The 15,328-nt window shown below is 68.9% G+C and carries 17 protein-coding genes; 8 read left to right on the forward strand and 9 right to left on the reverse strand.

Annotated elements, in window-relative coordinates; translation table 11 throughout:
- On the reverse strand, positions 1-225 hold a 225-nt coding region (locus K206_RS44340; protein WP_231401643.1), incomplete at its 3' end, for a hypothetical protein.
- On the opposite strand from K206_RS44340, the gene recX reads away from it, so the two are divergent.
- From recX to K206_RS0121260, 7 genes are all read left to right on the forward strand, one after another.
- Entirely contained in the window at positions 224-691 is a 468-nt protein-coding gene (recX, locus tag K206_RS0121230; protein WP_020204402.1) for a recombination regulator RecX, read from the forward strand. The genes K206_RS44340 and recX overlap by 2 nt on opposite strands.
- A gap of 367 nt (positions 692-1,058) precedes the next feature.
- Positions 1,059-1,733: a DUF2889 domain-containing protein gene (locus K206_RS0121235; RefSeq protein WP_020204403.1), complete on the forward strand. Its 675-nt coding sequence runs from the start codon at positions 1,059-1,061 to the stop codon at positions 1,731-1,733.
- 68 nt (positions 1,734-1,801) lie between these two features.
- Complete coding sequence (gene sucC / locus K206_RS0121240) at positions 1,802-2,968, forward strand: ADP-forming succinate--CoA ligase subunit beta (RefSeq protein ID WP_020204404.1); 1,167 nt, start codon at positions 1,802-1,804, stop codon at positions 2,966-2,968.
- A gap of 91 nt (positions 2,969-3,059) precedes the next feature.
- Positions 3,060-3,941 carry a succinate--CoA ligase subunit alpha gene (gene sucD / locus K206_RS0121245; protein WP_020204405.1) on the forward strand — a complete coding sequence of 294 codons (882 nt, stop codon included), beginning with the start codon at positions 3,060-3,062 and terminating at the stop codon, positions 3,939-3,941.
- A gap of 324 nt (positions 3,942-4,265) precedes the next feature.
- Positions 4,266-4,961: a TerC family protein gene (locus K206_RS0121250; RefSeq protein ID WP_020423857.1), complete on the forward strand. Its 696-nt coding sequence runs from the start codon at positions 4,266-4,268 to the stop codon at positions 4,959-4,961.
- Between the two features lie 369 nt (positions 4,962-5,330).
- Positions 5,331-5,837 (forward strand): pilin, encoded by a 507-nt coding sequence (locus K206_RS44715; protein WP_043366963.1) that lies wholly within the window; start codon positions 5,331-5,333, stop codon positions 5,835-5,837.
- 108 nt (positions 5,838-5,945) lie between these two features.
- Positions 5,946-7,826 carry a PglL family O-oligosaccharyltransferase gene (locus K206_RS0121260; RefSeq protein ID WP_020204407.1) on the forward strand — a complete coding sequence of 627 codons (1,881 nt, stop codon included), beginning with the start codon at positions 5,946-5,948 and terminating at the stop codon, positions 7,824-7,826.
- Between the two features lie 78 nt (positions 7,827-7,904).
- Here the strand turns inward: K206_RS0121260 and K206_RS0121265 are convergent, their stop codons facing one another.
- From K206_RS0121265 to moaC, 3 genes are all read right to left on the reverse strand, one after another.
- Positions 7,905-8,444, reverse strand: coding sequence for a glycine zipper family protein (locus K206_RS0121265; RefSeq protein WP_052165950.1), 540 nt, complete (start codon positions 8,442-8,444; stop codon positions 7,905-7,907).
- An 85-nt stretch (positions 8,445-8,529) separates the two neighbouring features.
- Entirely contained in the window at positions 8,530-8,823 is a 294-nt protein-coding gene (locus K206_RS0121270; RefSeq protein WP_369796915.1) for a hypothetical protein, read from the reverse strand.
- 409 nt (positions 8,824-9,232) lie between these two features.
- Positions 9,233-9,712, reverse strand: coding sequence for a cyclic pyranopterin monophosphate synthase MoaC (gene moaC / locus K206_RS0121275; RefSeq protein WP_020204410.1), 480 nt, complete (start codon positions 9,710-9,712; stop codon positions 9,233-9,235).
- 232 nt (positions 9,713-9,944) lie between these two features.
- Here moaC and K206_RS0121280 point away from each other — a divergent pair, with 232 nt between their 5' ends.
- Positions 9,945-11,678 carry a M48 family metallopeptidase gene (locus K206_RS0121280; protein WP_020204411.1) on the forward strand — a complete coding sequence of 578 codons (1,734 nt, stop codon included), beginning with the start codon at positions 9,945-9,947 and terminating at the stop codon, positions 11,676-11,678.
- A 49-nt stretch (positions 11,679-11,727) separates the two neighbouring features.
- Here the strand turns inward: K206_RS0121280 and K206_RS0121285 are convergent, their stop codons facing one another.
- The 5 genes from K206_RS0121285 to K206_RS0121305 form a co-directional block, all read right to left on the reverse strand.
- Entirely contained in the window at positions 11,728-12,330 is a 603-nt protein-coding gene (locus K206_RS0121285) for a DUF2946 family protein (protein WP_020204412.1), read from the reverse strand.
- A gap of 56 nt (positions 12,331-12,386) precedes the next feature.
- A complete protein-coding gene (locus tag K206_RS0121290) occupies positions 12,387-13,412 on the reverse strand; it encodes a YheT family hydrolase (protein WP_020204413.1) in 1,026 nt (341 codons plus the stop codon).
- Between the two features lie 14 nt (positions 13,413-13,426).
- Positions 13,427-13,867 carry a nuclear transport factor 2 family protein gene (locus K206_RS0121295; RefSeq protein WP_020204414.1) on the reverse strand — a complete coding sequence of 147 codons (441 nt, stop codon included), beginning with the start codon at positions 13,865-13,867 and terminating at the stop codon, positions 13,427-13,429.
- A gap of 77 nt (positions 13,868-13,944) precedes the next feature.
- Positions 13,945-14,967, reverse strand: coding sequence for a lipopolysaccharide heptosyltransferase II (gene waaF, locus K206_RS0121300; protein WP_020204415.1), 1,023 nt, complete (start codon positions 14,965-14,967; stop codon positions 13,945-13,947).
- Positions 14,968-15,115: 148 nt separating this feature from the next.
- On the reverse strand, positions 15,116-15,310 hold the full coding sequence (locus K206_RS0121305) for a zinc-finger domain-containing protein (RefSeq protein WP_020204416.1): 195 nt from the start codon (positions 15,308-15,310) through the stop codon (positions 15,116-15,118).
- Between the last annotated feature and the right edge of the window lie 18 nt (positions 15,311-15,328).

Below are 15,328 nucleotides of genomic sequence, written 5' to 3' on the forward strand. Positions count from 1 at the left end.
GGCGGCGCGTGCATTGGCACGCGCCGCCCCGGTGTGCATTCCGCGGCCGCAATTCGCCGGTGGCCGCGATTGCTGGCGGTTGCCGGCTGTTGCTTGCCCGCCGTTGTTTGCCGGTTGTTGCTTGTCAGTCGTCGCTTGCTTGCCGTCGCCGGTTCGGCGCCGCACCAGGCAGATACATTCCACCGTTGCATTCGCGCCGCTTCCCATCGCGCCGCTTTCTTTCATGGCCACTCGTCCTCCCCTTTCGCTGAAGGCCCGCGCGGTCGGCTACCTGTCGCGCCGCGAGCACAGCCGGGCGGAGCTGGCCCGCAAGCTGGCTCCCCATGCGGAATCGCCCGAGGCGCTCGAGCAATTGCTGGATGTGCTCGAGCGCGAGAACTGGCTGTCCAACGCGCGCTTCGTCGACAGCCTGGTGCATCGCCGCGCCAGCCGCTACGGCGCGGCCCGGGTCATGCGGGAAGCACGCACCCACCAGCTTGGCGGCGACCAGTTGGCGGATCTGCAGGAGCGCCTGCGCGATTCCGAACTGGAGCGCGGCCGCGCGGTCTGGCAGAAGCGCTTCGGCGCGCCGCCGGCCACGCCCGAGGAACGGGCAAAGCAGATCCGCTTCCTGGTGGCCCGCGGCTTCTCCCGTGCCGTGGTGAGCCAGATCATCAAGGGCGCCGACGAGTGGCTGGACGGTAGCGACTGACGCCGCGCGCGGCGTTGTGCGACCGCAGCACGGAGGGTGCCGCCGCGACGCTGCCATGCACCGGCACGGGGCGCATACCTGCTTTGGCAGTAGGCGTATTCACCGCGCCCGGCATCCGTTCCGCCCGTCGCCCGCGCGCCGCCCGAGCGCCTTGCGCCGCGCATTCCCGCACCGCAGCAGGCCATCCGCCGGACGACAATCGCCGGCAACGGCACTCCGCGCAGTTTGTTCCCGGTCAAACTTGTGCGGCATGTTAAAATCCTGCGGTTTCCCGGCCCAGCCGTCCTGAGTCGTTCTGAGTCGTGTCTGTTAAGCCGTTCCTGGTCATATCCATTAGCCGCCTGTTCCCCCGCTCCAGCCTGGTGTTATGCCGCTTTCCCCGCCCGTCAACCGTTCCCTGCGCCATCGCCGTGCCATCACGGCCGAGGCCTATCTTAGGGACGATGGCCTGTGGGACATTGAGGCGCGCCTGACCGACACCAAGCCGCGCGACATTCCGCTGGCCGGCGGCGGCGTGCGCCCGGTCGGCCAGCCGCTGCACGACCTGTGGCTGCGCGTCACCATCGACCTGCGCATGAACGTGGTGGACGCCGAGGCGTGCTCCGACTGGGTGCCGTATCCCGGCCAGTGCGACACCATCGGCCCGGCCTACCGCAAGCTGATCGGCCTGAACCTGATGAAGGGTTTCCGCAAGGCGGTGCGCGAGCGCCTGTCGGGCGTGGCCGGCTGCACCCACCTGACCGAGCTGGCCGGCGTGCTGCCGACCACCGCGATCCAGGCTTTCGCCGGCGACGTCTTCAACATCCGCGACGCCGGCACCGAAGACACCAATCCCGAACCGCCTTACCAGTTGCACGGCTGCCATGCCCTGCATTTCGAAGGTGAGGTGGTGCGCCAGTTTTACCCGCGCTGGTATGGTCACCAGCCGAAGCCGAGGATCAGGGCCGAAGGGTCCCCGATCCCGGCGGCGCAGCCAGCGGAGGTGCTCGCCGCCGCCGACGGCGGCGCCGACTCCCGCAGGCTCACCGGCACCTCCGGCTAAGCCGCACGGCCTGCAAAACGCCGAGATTCCATCTCCACACTTTTACGCCTACCCGAAAGGAAACACGCATGAATATCCATGAGTACCAAGGCAAGGAAATCCTGCGCAAATACAATGTGCCGGTTCCGCGCGGCATCCCCGCGTTCTCGGTCGAAGAGGCCCTGAAGGCTGCTGAGCAACTGGGCGGCCCGGTCTGGGTCGTCAAGGCGCAGATCCACGCGGGCGGTCGCGGCAAGGGCGGCGGCGTGAAGGTGGCCAAGAGCATCGACGAGGTCAAGACCTACGCCACCAACATCCTCGGCATGACCCTGGTCACGCACCAGACCGGCCCGGAAGGCAAGAAGGTCAACCGCCTGCTGATCGAAGAAGGCGCTGACATCAAGAAGGAACTGTACGTTTCGCTGGTGGTGGACCGCGTGTCGCAGAAGGTGGCCCTGATGGCCTCCAGCGAAGGCGGCATGGACATCGAGGAAGTCGCTGCCCACACCCCGGAAAAGATCCATACCCTGATCATCGACCCGGCCACCGGCCTGGCCGACGCCGATGCCGACGACATCGCGCGCAAGATCGGCGTGCCCGACGCGAGCGTGGCGCAAGCCCGCCAGGCCCTGCAAGGCCTGTACAAGGCGTTCTGGGAAACCGACGCCTCGCTGGCCGAAATCAACCCGCTGATCCTGACCGGCGACGGCAAGGTGATCGCGCTCGACGCCAAGTTCAACTTCGACTCCAACGCCCTGTTCCGCCACCCGGAAATCGTCGCCTACCGCGACCTGGACGAAGAAGACGCCAACGAAATCGAAGCCTCCAAGTTCGACCTGGCCTACATCTCGCTGGACGGCAACATCGGCTGCCTGGTGAACGGCGCCGGCCTGGCGATGGCCACGATGGACACCATCAAGCTGTTCGGCGGCGAGCCGGCCAACTTCCTCGACGTGGGCGGCGGCGGCGCCACCGAGAAGGTGACCGAAGCCTTCAAGCTGATGCTGAAGAACCCGAACCTGAAGGCCATCCTGGTCAACATCTTCGGCGGCATCATGCGCTGCGACGTGATCGCCGAAGGCGTGATCGCTGCTTCCAAGGCCGTGTCGCTGTCCGTGCCGCTGGTCGTGCGCATGAAGGGCACCAACGAAGAGATCGGCAAGAAGATGCTGGCCGACTCGGGCCTGCCCATCATCGCTGCCGACACCATGGAAGAGGCCGCCCAGAAGGTGGTGGCCGCGGCCGCGGGCAAGTAAGCCAAGACGCACGAACGCCAACAAAACGCGAACGCGAGCGGCGCGCCGGGCCTGGCCCCGCGCTGCTACGAGCCAAGCAAAGGATTACAGCATGTCGATTCTGATCAACAAAGACACCAAGGTCATCACCCAGGGCATCACCGGCAAGACCGGCCAGTTCCACACCCGTGGCTGCCGCGACTACGCCAACGGCAAGAACGCCTTCGTGGCGGGCGTGAACCCGAAGAAGGCCGGCGAAGACTTCGAAGGCATTCCCATCTACGCCAGCGTGAAGGACGCCAAGGACTCCACCGGCGCCACCGTTTCCGTGATCTACGTGCCGCCCGCGGGCGCCGCCGCCGCGATCTGGGAAGCCGTCGACGCCGACCTGGACCTGGTGGTCTGCATCACCGAAGGCATCCCCGTGCGCGACATGATGGAGCTCAAGGACAAGATGCGTAAGGGCAACAAGAAGACCTTGCTGCTCGGACCGAACTGCCCTGGCCTGATCACGCCGGACGAAATCAAGATCGGCATCATGCCGGGCCACATCCACCGCAAGGGCCGCATCGGCGTGGTGTCGCGCTCGGGCACGCTGACCTATGAAGCCGTGGGCCAGCTGACCGCGCTGGGCCTGGGCCAGTCGTCGGCAGTGGGCATCGGTGGCGACCCCATCAATGGCCTGAAGCACATCGACATCATGAAGATGTTCAACGACGATCCCGAAACGGACGCCGTGGTCATGATCGGCGAAATCGGCGGTCCGGACGAAGCCAACGCCGCGCAATGGATCAAGGACAACATGAAGAAGCCGGTGGTCGGCTTCATCGCTGGCGTGACCGCGCCTCCGGGCAAGCGCATGGGCCACGCCGGCGCGCTGATCTCGGGCGGTGCCGACACGGCGCAGGCCAAGCTGGAAATCATGGAAGCCTGCGGCATCAAGGTCACCAAGAATCCGTCGGAAATGGGCCGCCTGCTCAAGTCGATCCTGTAATCGCCGCTGTCTGGTGAATCCCGCCCGCGAGGGCGGGAGAATTACCGGGCCGGCGCGCGGTTGCCCCAGGGCAGCCGCGCCGCCAGCCACCGATGCCCCCGCCTTCGTGCGGGGGCGCGTCATTCTGGGACGCCAGGAACCTAGGGTATCTCCCGAGGCGGGCGGGAAGGCGATTGAAACCGAATCGAAAGCTTGATACGGTAAATCTCATGTCTGAAAAATCAGACATCCGAATTTTGTCGTTGGCTGAACATCGTCGGTTGCGCATCGCCCGTCGCCATGCGGCGTTCGAACCATAATTCAAGAAACTCGAGGAGCTTTACCGTGGAATTGTTGTCCTCCACCGCATTCTGGATCGCGCTGGGATCCATCATCCTGACCAACATCGTGCTCTCCGGCGACAACGCCGTGGTGATCGCGCTCGCCTCGCGCAACCTGCCGCCCGCGCAGCAGAAGAAGGCGATCTTCTGGGGCAGCGCCGCCGCCATCGTCATGCGCGTGATCCTGACCGTGGCCGCGGTCAAGCTGCTGAGCCTGCCGTACCTCAAGATCGTCGGCGCCGCGCTGCTGGTCTACATCGGCGTGCAACTGCTGACCGGCGACGACGAGGAAGAAGGCCACGCCGCCAAGGAAAATATCTGGGCCGCGATCCGCACCATCCTGATCGCCGACCTCGTGATGTCGCTTGACAACGTGGTTGCCGTGGCCGCCGCCGCCCAGAAGGGGCCGGAAGGCAGTCAGCTGATGCTGCTGGTGCTGGGCCTGGGCCTGTCCATCCCGCTGATCGTGTTCGGCAGCACCATCCTGCTCAAGGTCATGGACCGCTTCCCCATCATCATCGTGCTGGGCGCCGCGCTGCTGGGCTACCTCGCCGGCGAAATGCTGGTGAGCGATCCGGTCGACTCCGCCTGGTTCGAAATGCACGTGCCGCACGCGCACCTGGTGTTCGGCATCGTCGGCGCCGCGCTGGTGGTGGTGATCGGCAAGCTGATGCAGAAGCGCGCGGCACAGCCGGCGTGACGGCCTGATGCCGGTCCCGCTCGCAGGGGCGGGATCGCGGTCAGGCGGGGCGGTGCTCTTGTCGCACCGCGGGACGGGCGGCCCTGGGGCCGCCCGTTGCGTTTTCCGAGACAGGAATCTGGTTGTGAATTCAGTGTCCTTTCGTACTGAATTAAGCGGAACCCTCGGTTTACTGACTGTCTGCGTCATCGCAAGTGACAAAATTTGCGCGCTGTCAAAGCTAGGAGTGCTCTGAAGTGGCGAAAATTGTCACCTGCCAACGAGAGTTCAAGGGGCGCCGGGCTGGCACGCAAACTGCTAAAGATTGTGCAGCATCACATGAAACAAGATGTTTCTATTTGTATCCAAAATTCCTTCGAGGGGTCAATCATGCAACAACGGGTTCAACTGAAGAAACTGGGCCGCCGTGTCCAGAAGGGCTTTACGCTGATCGAACTGATGATCGTGGTTGCGATCATCGGCATCCTGGCGGCGATTGCGATTCCGCAGTATCAGGATTACACGCGTCGTGCGCGCGTTTCGGAAGGGCTGGGAATGGCTGCGGCTGCTAAGACAGCAGTTGCCGAAACATACCAAAGCAAGGGTGCGACCGACATGTCCACGGGGGGGGCAACTAACAATACGGGCTACACCTTCCCTGGCGCAACCGATAACGTTAGCGCTATCGCAATCACGGCGGACGGTGTCATTACCATTACCTATACGGCTGTGACCGGTACGGCGGGCGGTCAGCTTACGTTGACTCCGTGGGATAACACTGGCGCAGGGGCTGCGGTTGCGCTGAGCACCGCAGCGGCATGGCCGGGTACTTGGAAGTGTGCACCGGGCGCCACCGCGCTGCCCCAAGCGGTCCTTCCTGCCAACTGCCGCAGCTAAGTCGAATCTCAATAGGGTATTCACAAAAGCGCCTCTGGGCGCTTTTTCTTTTCCCATCCCCCAAGCTATCATCCGCCTTTTGCCAACCCGGCATAACAAGGCACCCGCATGCTGCCCTCCCGGTCAGCCATTCCCCTCAGTTTCCTCGCCGCCGCGCTCGTCGTGCCCCTGCTGGTCTCGCGGCACACGCTTCCGCTTGCCACCTTCTATGGCGAATGGACGGCCGCGCTGTTGTTCGCGCTTGCCGTGATCGTGCTGGGGGCCGTGACGCCCCGGCAGGCCGGCGGCCTCGCCGGTCGGGCGGAGCCGGCCCGATTCCCGTGGATCATCCTCTTCCCGCTCTGGCTCATCGCCACCGGCATTGCGCAGGGCCTCGTTGGCATGGCCGATGTTCCCGGCAGCCGGCTGATCACCGAGCTGACGCTGGCGCTGGCCGCCGCGGTGATGTGGGCGGCGTGGCGGCAGGGCCGGGCGGCGTCCGCGCAGGAGCGGCAGGCGCTGGCCGATACGCTCGCCACCGCGTGGCTGGTGGCCGGGCTGCTGGGCACGCTGGCGCAGTGGGTGCAGGTCTTCGGCCTGGAGCCGGATACGTTCGGGCTGGTGTCGACCTATTTCTACGATGACAACCGTCGCCTGTGGGGCAACCTGAACCAGCCCAATCACCAGGCCACGGTCGAGGGGCTGGCGCTGGCGGCGGCGGTGTGGCTGGCCGCGCGCGGCTGGCTGCGCGCGCCGGCGTGGCTGGCGGCGGTGCTGCTGCTGGAGAGCGGCATCGTGCTGTCGGGTTCGCGCACGGGCGTGCTGCACGTGGGTCTGGCCGCGGCTTATGCGCTGGTGGCGGCATGGATGGCGCGGGGGCAGGGCGCCGGCGCTGGCGTGCGGCAGCGCGGGTCCAACCCGATGCGCCGCCCGGCCGGGCTGGTGTTCGCCGCGGTGGCGATGGTGGCGATGCTGCTGGTCCTGCAGCCCGCGATCAAGAGTGCGGGTCAGGCGATGGGCTGGCGGCTGTTCGACACGGTGGCGCAGTTGCAGGGCGCCGACCAGCTTTCATGGCGGGGCGCGATGTGGACCCACGCGTGGGCGATGTTCCGCGCGCATCCGTGGCTCGGTGTGGGCTGGGGCGAGTTCGGCTGGGCGCAGTTCCAGCAGATGGCGCAGGTCGGCGTCAGGGTGGAGATGTCGCTGCATGCCCACAATGCCGTGCTGGATCTGCTGGCCAAGACCGGCATCGTGGGCGCGGCCGGCGCCTTGCTGTCGCTGCTGGCATGGCTGGGCCGCGTGGTCTACCGGCGCCTGTGGCGCGGCGACGCGCCGGAGCGCGCGCAGACCGTCCTCGTGCTGACATGGCTGGCGATGCTGGGCGCGCATTCGATGCTGGAGTACCCGCTGCACTACCTGTATTTCCTGCTGCCGTTCTGCTTCATGCTGGGCTGGCTGGAGCCGTCCGGCTTCGGCCGCGCGCGGCTGCCGCGCGCGGCGGCGGTGCTGGCGGGCCTGGTCTTCGCCGGTGTGTCCGTCACCGTGCTCGCGACCATGTGGATGGACTTCCGCCGCGCCGAGGCGCGCGAGTATGCGCACGCCGGGCACCGGGCCGCGCTGCCCATGCCGCAGCGCTGGTTCCGCCAGGCGGCCGAGTCCGACGCGGCCGAGGATGCGGTCATCACCGCGGCCAACGCCGCGCAACTGCTCGGCCCGCATATCGCCGCGGTCCACCTGCTGCCCACGCCGACGCTGATCGCGCGCACCGCGTGGCTGCTCGCGCTGACCGGCGACCCCGTGCAGGGCCGTGCGTGGCTCGAGCGCCTGCGCTTCTATTACGCCGGCGACGAGGCCCGGCAGTTCGCCGAGGTGGCGCGTGCCTGCGCCGGCGTGGACGCGGCCGCGCGGCCGCGGGAATTCTGCGACTGGGTCGAGGCGCGCAGCAAGGCATGGCCCGGCCCGGCGCCGGCCCATGATGCGCAGGATGATGCGGAGGATGGCCCCGCATAGACACATCCCGCGCCGCGGCCGGCCTCGGGGCCGGCGCGTGCGCGGGATGCGGGGACCAGCGTGGCGGCCAGGCGCCGCTTACTGCGGCGGGGGCGCGTAGCCCGGCGGCGGAGGCGGATAGTAGTAGGTCGGCGCCGGCGGCCGCGGGGACGAGGACATCATCTGGCCATAGACCGGCACGCGGTGGCCGCTGGCGTACATGCACTGCACGTAGGCCGCGTCGTAGCGGCGCTGGCTGCCGTAGCCGGACGCCTGCGCATTGCCCGCGCCGACCGCGGCGCCGGTCAGCAGGCCCACGCCGGCGCCCACGGCCGCGCCGGAGCCGCCGTTGAACGCCGCGCCGGCGGCCGCGCCGAGCGCGGTGCCGACGGCCGCGCTGCCGAGCGCGCTGCCGGTGGCGGCCTGGTTGGCGGTGACGCCGCCGACCTGCCCGAAGGCGAACTGGCGGCAGCTATAGTCGTCGGCCCGGAACTGGTCGAAATTCTTGCCCGTGCCCGGCAGCACCATCACGCTCGGGCCGCTGGGCATCACGGCGCAGCCGGCCAGCGCCAGCGCGGCCAGGGGCAAAGCCAGCAGAACGGGCCGCCTGCACAGGCCCGGGCGGGTGAACGCTTTCATCTGGGTACCTCGATACTGGTCAACAAATCGTCTCGCGCGGCCACCGGCGGTGCCGCGCGTCGTCGCATGCCACAGCGGCATCGCGTCAGGCCGGGGGCCGGGCGGGGACCTTCTGCCAGCCGCCCGGGCACGCCTTGATGTACGGGTAGTAGCCGTCCGGCTGGCTGCAGTGATACCAGAACGCCTGCTCGGGCGCCGGCGCGGCGGCACCCGCGCCGCCGCCCATGTCGACCGGGCCGTCCTGGCCCTGCTCGATGTATTGCGGCGGCGCCGACGGCACCGCGACCACCGGCGGGTAGTAATACGGCGGAGCGTAGTACGGATACGGGTAGCCCCAGCCGTAGCCATAGCCAAAACCGGGGCCGATCACGACCCCCACGTTGCCATGCCACCCGCCGTGCCATCCTCCCCCATGCCCATGCCATCCGCCGCCGCCGTGCCACCCGCCGCCGCGGGCCGCCAAAGCGGCTCCGCTCGCACCCAGCGCCGCCAACACCAGCACTATCTGGCCAACCCTACGCCCGTTCATCTTGCTCACCTTGGATTGATGCGGGGCCGCGCCCCGCGGGTAGCGCAACAGCGCTCCCTGACTGCATTGAATACCAATTTTCCCGATGTGGCGCGTGCCTCGCGGCTGGCGAAATGCGGCGTTACGCTTGTTACAGCGGAATGGCACGGGCCGTAAGACCGTGTCATGCACGGTAAGAAAACCAGACGCGCACGCAACGGATACGATACATGACCGGCGCGGGAGTGATCCCACGCGTCGGACCGTGCTCCGGCGCGCTTCAACCGGCCGCCACCCAGTCCCCCGACTTCCCGCCATGCTTCTCCAGCACGCGCACATCGGTGATCGTCATCCCGCGATCCACCGCCTTGCACATGTCGTAGATGGTCAGCAGCGCCACCTGCACGCCGGTCAGCGCTTCCATCTCCACGCCGGTCTGGCCGCGGGTTTCGGCGCGCACCGTGCAGCGCACGGCGGAGGCCGCCTCGTCGAGGGCGAAGTCCACCGCCACCTTGGTGAGCGCCAGCGGATGGCACAGCGGAATCAGGTCGGAGGTGCGCTTGGTGGCCATGATGGCGGCCACGCGGGCGATGCCGAGCACGTCGCCCTTCCTGGCGTTGCCGTCCCGCACCAGCGCGAAGGTGGCCGGCAGCATGGTGATGGTGCCGGTGGCGAGGGCCACGCGGTGGCTGTGCGCCTTGGCGCCGACGTCGACCATATGGGCTTGTCCGGCGGAATCGAAGTGGGTGAGCTGGCTCATGGCGTGGGCGGGAATCGAAGGGGAGTTGCGGCAATGCCGGGGACTGGCCGGAGGCCCGCCGCGCCAGTTGGCGCGCGGCCTGGGTGGCATCGGGGACCTGTCGGGCCCGCCTTGGGCGCGCCCGATGGGAATGGTTTCCGGAGGCCGCTATCATAGCAAGATGCGCAAGAATTCAACGCTCCGCGGAGCGCTCTCCTCGCCCGCCCGACAGGCCTGCCCGACATCGCCCGGAATGCGTCCGCGGCATGCCCGCGCCGCCGCTTCCCGCATTTCCCGCGCTTCGGCTAGCCTGGCGCGCCGCTCGCTCGCGGCGCTGCTGGCGCTGACGGTGGCCCTGCCCGCGTGGCCGCAGCAGCGCGCGCTGCTCAACGATCCGGCGCGCACGGCCGCCGACGCCGTCTATGGCGGCGACAGCAGCGACCAGGTCTACGACAACCTGAACCGCAGCGTGAAGGCGGGGCAGAAGTCCGAGTTCGGGCTGCGCACCAACAACACCGTGGTGGAGGGCAGCGGCGTGCAGCTGCCCGACCTCGGCGACCCTTCCACGGCATCGCTGACGCCCGACATGGAGCGGCGCCTGGGCGAGCACATCATGCGCGACATCCGGCGCGATCCGGACTACGTGGTCGACCCGCTGCTGGCCGACTACCTGAACGCGCTCGGCTACCGCCTGGTGCAGGCGGCGCGCCGGCAGAACATCTCGGGCTCGACCGGCTCGGGCACCTTCGCCACCGGCTTCGAGCTGTTCGCGGTGCGCGACCGCACCATCAACGCCTTCGCGCTGCCCGGCGGCTATATCGGCGTGCATACCGGCCTGCTGGTGCAGTCGGAGACCGAGTCGGAGCTGGCCTCGGTGCTGGGCCACGAAATCGGCCACGTGATGCAGCGGCACATCGCGCGCGGCATCACCTCGCAGGACCAGTCGATGTGGATCTCGCTGGCGTCGATGGTGCTGGCCGGGCTGGCCGCCACCAAGAGCGGCGACGCGGCCTCGGCGCTGGCGATGGGCGGGCAGGCGGCGGCGGTCGCCAACCAGTTGTCGTTCTCGCGCGGGGCCGAGCGCGAGGCCGACCGCGTGGGCTTCCAGATCATGACCGCGGCGGGCTTCGACCCGCAGGGCATGCCGGACTTCTTCAAGCGCCTGCAGCGCGTGATGGGCATCTCGGAAAACTCGGTGCCGGCCTATGTGCGCACCCACCCGCTGACCTCGGAGCGCATCGCCGACATGCAGGACCGCGTCAGCCACGTGGCGGTGCGCCACGTCGGCAGCACGCCAGAATACGAGTTCGCGCGCGTGCGCTCGCGCATCATCCAGGAAACCACGCCGAGCGACCTGCAGAACGTGCGCGCCGCGCTGCAGGCGCAACTGCCCTCGGCGGCGCCGGCGCGCGTGCCGGCGCTGTATTACGGCATGGCCTTCGCCGACCAGCGCCTGGGCCGCAACGCCGCCGCCGAGCAGTCGCTGGCGGAGGCGCGCCGGCTCTACGGCACCATTCCCGGCGCGACCTCGGGCAGCCCCATGCTGGACGTGATGGCGATCGAGCTGGCGCGCGCGCAGGGCCGGCCGCAGGATGCGCTCAACCAGGCCGCGGCGTCGATGAGGGCGTTCCCGCTCTCGCACGCGGTGGCGGTGAGCTACGCGGCGACCTTGCTGGGGGCGGGGCGGCTGGACCAGGCGGTGGCCTTCCTGCGCGAGCGCACGCGCGAGGACATCTCGCGCGCCGAGTGGTGGGACATGCTGGCGCGCGCCTATGCGGGCCAGGGCCGGCGCGTGCAGCAGCACCAGGCGCTGGCCGAGAAATACGCCATCGACGGCGCCTACCAGGCCGCCATCGAGCAGTTGCAGATCGCGCGCAAGGCCGGCGACGGGGATTTCTACACGCTGTCCGAGGTGGACGCGCGGCTGCACCAGCTCGAGCGGCAGTTCCGCGAGGAAAAGCAGGACAACAAGGGCATGCCGAACTAGCCGCGGCCGCGGTTCGGGCGGCCGTTCAGGCGGCCGTTCAGGAGGTCACTCAGGCCGCCGCTTCGCCCGCCGGCGGCGCCGGCTGGCGCACGAAGCCGTAGCGGACCGGCACTTCGTCCTGCGCGACCGGCTCGATCGGCACGTCGGCGCCGTCGAAGTGGAACACGCCGAGATCGCCGCCGCAGGCCTCGCCATGCCAGGTGCAGGCGCTGCTGAAGGCGTCGAGGTCATGGTCGTGCAGCAGCGCGGCCGCGATGCCGCCGCCGCCTTCCGCCTCGCTTGCCTCGATCTCTCCGGTCAGCACCACGTTGCCCTGCTCGTCGGCAAGGCAGCCGCGCAGCGCGAACGCGCGGCCGGTGGTGGTGTGCAGCCGGCCCTGGTGCAGCCGCACGATCCACGGGGCGTAGGCCAGCGCCACGAACACGCGCTGCGGCCCGTTCTGGAAGTACCAGGCGCCGCGCTCGTCGCGCTGGTAGTTGCGCTCGATGAAGGCGACCAGCGCCTCGTGCCGGATCGGGTCGCCGGACAGGCCGTGCTGCTGGGCGTACTCGTTGCGCATGCGCCATTGCCCGCGCCGGTCCAGCGCCAGCCAGCCGTAGCAGTTGGGTACGTTGGGCCAGCGGGCCATCGCTTGCTTGACTGTCTCGTCCATGATCTTTGTCTCCTCTGTGGCGCGCCTCGCGGCGGGCCGCCTCGCCGGCCGCGGGGCTATGCCACGCTGTCGAAGAATTGCAGGATGCGCGCCGGCAGCCACTCGATATGGCCAGCATACGGCAGCACCGGCAAGGCCCGCAGCAGATCTTCGCGCGGCGTCATGAAGCCGACGTGACCGCCGTGCGCCGGCTGCTCCAGCCGGACCTGCGCGCCGACGTCGGCGGGGCCGGGCAGGTAGCGCGCCGGCAGGAAGGGATCGTTGCGCGCGTTGAGCACCAGCGTGGGCACGGCGATGGCGCCGAGCACCGGCTTGCTGGAGGCGCGCGCCCAGTAGTCGTCGGTATCGCGGAAGCCGTGCAGCGGCGCGGTCACGATATTGTCGAAGGCGTACAGGTCGCGGCTGGCCAGCATGGCGGCGCGGTCGAACAGGCCCGGATACTGGCGCAGCTTGTCGAGCGACTTGCGCTTGAGCGTCTGCAGGAACATGCGCGTGTAGAGCATGTTGAAGCCCTGCGACAGCGCCGCGCCGCCGCCGGCCAGGTCGAGCGGCGCCGACACCGACGCGGCCGCATCGACGAAACCCGCGCCGCCGCCTTCCTCGCCCAGGTAGCGCAGCAGCGCATTGCCGCCCAGCGAGATGCCCACCGCCAGCAGCCCGCGCCCGTGCGCGCAGTATTCGCGGTGCAGCCGCTCCAGGATCCAGCGGATCTCCTGCGCGTCGCCGGAGTGGTAGAAGCGCGGCGCCAGGTTGAGCTCGCCCGAGCAGCCGCGGAAATGCGGCACCACGCCCTGCCAGCCGCGCGCGGCCAGCGCGTGCATCATGGCCTGCGCGTAGTGGCTGCCGGAATTGCCTTCCAGGCCGTGGAACATCACCAGCAGCGGCGTGCCGGGCGTGACCGCGTGGGTGGTCCAGTCGAGGTCGATGAAGTCGCCGTCGGGCGCGCTCCAGCGCTCGCGCCGGAAGGCCGCGCGCGGGCGCCGGGTGAAGCGCGCCGGGATGATGGTCTGGGCGTGGCCGCCGGACAGCCACCAGGGCATGCGGCGGCCGCCGCCGAATGCCTTCGCGCCGGATGCGTTCATGCTGCCGGGCACGGCTAGTGCAGCGCCTGCCCCGGTGCCGTGCTGACGGCGGCGACCTGCGCGGCGTTGGCCGGGCTGCAGTGGATATGGGCCAGGCGCCAGCCTTCGTGGTTCTGCATCAGCACGTAGGTGGTGTGCACGTACAGGTCCGCCTCGACGCGGTCGCCGCCGAAGCGCAGCGCCTCGGTCACGTCGAAGATGGCCACGCCGAGCGAGGCGTGGCTGCTGGTCTCGATCACGTCGATCAGCACCGGCTGCAGGTCGAGCAACTGGGCGAATGCCTGGCGCAGCTGCTCGTGGCCGATCAGGCGCTGGCCGTCCGGCATCACGCAGGTGACCGAGTCCTCGTCCAGCCACAGGCGCAGCGCGCCGTCCGCGTCGCGCAGTTTCATGGCTTCGCGAAAGGCTTCGACAATGTCTTCGGCGGAATCGAACAGGCGGGCAAAACGAGGCATGGTGACAGGGCTCAGGGATTCGTTGGCCGGATCGACACGGACTTGGGGGCCGGCATCAGGTGCGTCGGGCTGGTGCGTCAGGCGCGGTGCAGGAGCTTGCGCAGCTCCACGAACACCATTTCCGGCTCGATGTCTTTCAGGCATCGCAAGTGGCCCAGGGGACACTCGCGCTTGAAGCAAGGGCTGCATTCGAGCTGCAGCCACATGATACTAGCAGCCTGCGACAGCGGGGGCGTGTGGCGCGGGTCGCTCGAGCCGAACACCGCCACCTGCGGCCGGTTCAGCGCCGCGGTGACGTGCATCAGGCCGGAGTCGTTGCAGACCGCGCCCTCGGCCAGCGCCAGCAGGTCCACGGCGTCGTCCAGCGAGGTCTGGCCGCACAGGTTGCGCACGAACGGCGCGCCGGCGACGATCTCGGCGGCGATCTCCGCGTCCTTGGGCGAACCCAGCGTGACCATCTGCGCGTAGGGGAACGAGCGCTTGAGCATCTGCGCCAGCTCGGCGAAGTGCGCGGCCGGCCAGCGCTTGGCCGGGCCAAACTCGGCGCCCGGGCAGAACGCGATCAGGCGCGTGCCGGGCGGGATGCCGAAGCGCTCGGCGGTCTTGGCCATGCGCGCCGGGTCGGTGCGCAGGCGCGGCTCGGGCAGGTCCTCGGGCAGGCGCGCGCCGGGTTTGAGCGCCAGCCGCGCGTAGTGCTCGACCATCGGCGGGCGCTGGTCGCGCGGCGGGTTGGCGTGGCGGATGTTGAGCATGCCGAAGCGCGCCTCGCCGCGGTAGCCGACGCGCAGCGGAATGCCGGCCAGCCACGGGATCAGCGCCGACTTGAGCGAGTTGGGCAGCACGTAGGCGGCGTCGTAGCCTTCGTTCTTGAGCTGCTGCGCGAACATCAGCCGCGCCGAGAGCTGCAGCTTGCCGTGCGCCAGCTCGCTCGGGAACACCTGGTTGATCTCGGGCATGCGCGCCAGCACCGGCGCCACCCATTTGGGGGCGAGGGCGTCGATCAGCAGGCGCGGATGGCGCGCCTTCATGAGCGAGAAGAGCGGCTGCGCCATCAGGGCGTCGCCGATCCAGTTGGGGGCGATGACGAGGGCTTTTTTCATGGATGGGGCGCTGCCGGAAAGAAAGGCGTGATGCAGGCGCTGACGGTGCCGGCGGGCAGGCCGGCCGCGCGCGCCGCGCACGCCGACGCTCCGGCGCGCCTGGAAGCGGGCCGGAGCATCGGGACGGTGCGGTCAGGCGTGGAGCGCGTCAGTGGTGGCCCTTGATGACGGTGCCTGCCTTGAGCTTGTAGACGGTGCCGCAGTACGGGCACTTCACTTCGCCGGTGTCCACCACGTCGAGGAAAACGCGCGGATGGTAGTTCCAGGCGGGCGTGTTGCCGGTGGGGCAGTGCAGCGGAAGGTCTTCTGCGCCGATTTCGATTACGGAGGCGGTTTGCGTCATGGTCTTGCGAGGATGGTG

Origin of the sequence: Cupriavidus sp. WS, from assembly GCF_000395345.1 — a bacterium.
In the GTDB taxonomy this organism is placed as follows: domain Bacteria; phylum Pseudomonadota; class Gammaproteobacteria; order Burkholderiales; family Burkholderiaceae; genus Cupriavidus; species Cupriavidus basilensis_B.

Coding starts and splice junctions, on each gene's coding strand:
- K206_RS0121305 (WP_020204416.1), bottom strand. CDS start 15,310: ATGACGCAAACCGCCTCCGTAATCGAAATCGGCGCAGAAGACCTTCCG.
- waaF (WP_020204415.1), bottom strand. CDS start 14,967: ATGAAAAAAGCCCTCGTCATCGCCCCCAACTGGATCGGCGACGCCCTG.
- K206_RS0121235 (WP_020204403.1), top strand. CDS start 1,059: ATGCCGCTTTCCCCGCCCGTCAACCGTTCCCTGCGCCATCGCCGTGCC.
- K206_RS44715 (WP_043366963.1), top strand. CDS start 5,331: ATGCAACAACGGGTTCAACTGAAGAAACTGGGCCGCCGTGTCCAGAAG.
- K206_RS0121285 (WP_020204412.1), bottom strand. CDS start 12,330: ATGGACGAGACAGTCAAGCAAGCGATGGCCCGCTGGCCCAACGTACCC.
- K206_RS0121280 (WP_020204411.1), top strand. CDS start 9,945: ATGCGTCCGCGGCATGCCCGCGCCGCCGCTTCCCGCATTTCCCGCGCT.
- K206_RS0121260 (WP_020204407.1), top strand. CDS start 5,946: ATGCTGCCCTCCCGGTCAGCCATTCCCCTCAGTTTCCTCGCCGCCGCG.
- K206_RS0121295 (WP_020204414.1), bottom strand. CDS start 13,867: ATGCCTCGTTTTGCCCGCCTGTTCGATTCCGCCGAAGACATTGTCGAA.
- sucD (WP_020204405.1), top strand. CDS start 3,060: ATGTCGATTCTGATCAACAAAGACACCAAGGTCATCACCCAGGGCATC.
- K206_RS0121290 (WP_020204413.1), bottom strand. CDS start 13,412: ATGAACGCATCCGGCGCGAAGGCATTCGGCGGCGGCCGCCGCATGCCC.
- moaC (WP_020204410.1), bottom strand. CDS start 9,712: ATGAGCCAGCTCACCCACTTCGATTCCGCCGGACAAGCCCATATGGTC.
- sucC (WP_020204404.1), top strand. CDS start 1,802: ATGAATATCCATGAGTACCAAGGCAAGGAAATCCTGCGCAAATACAAT.
- recX (WP_020204402.1), top strand. CDS start 224: ATGGCCACTCGTCCTCCCCTTTCGCTGAAGGCCCGCGCGGTCGGCTAC.
- K206_RS0121265 (WP_052165950.1), bottom strand. CDS start 8,444: ATGAAAGCGTTCACCCGCCCGGGCCTGTGCAGGCGGCCCGTTCTGCTG.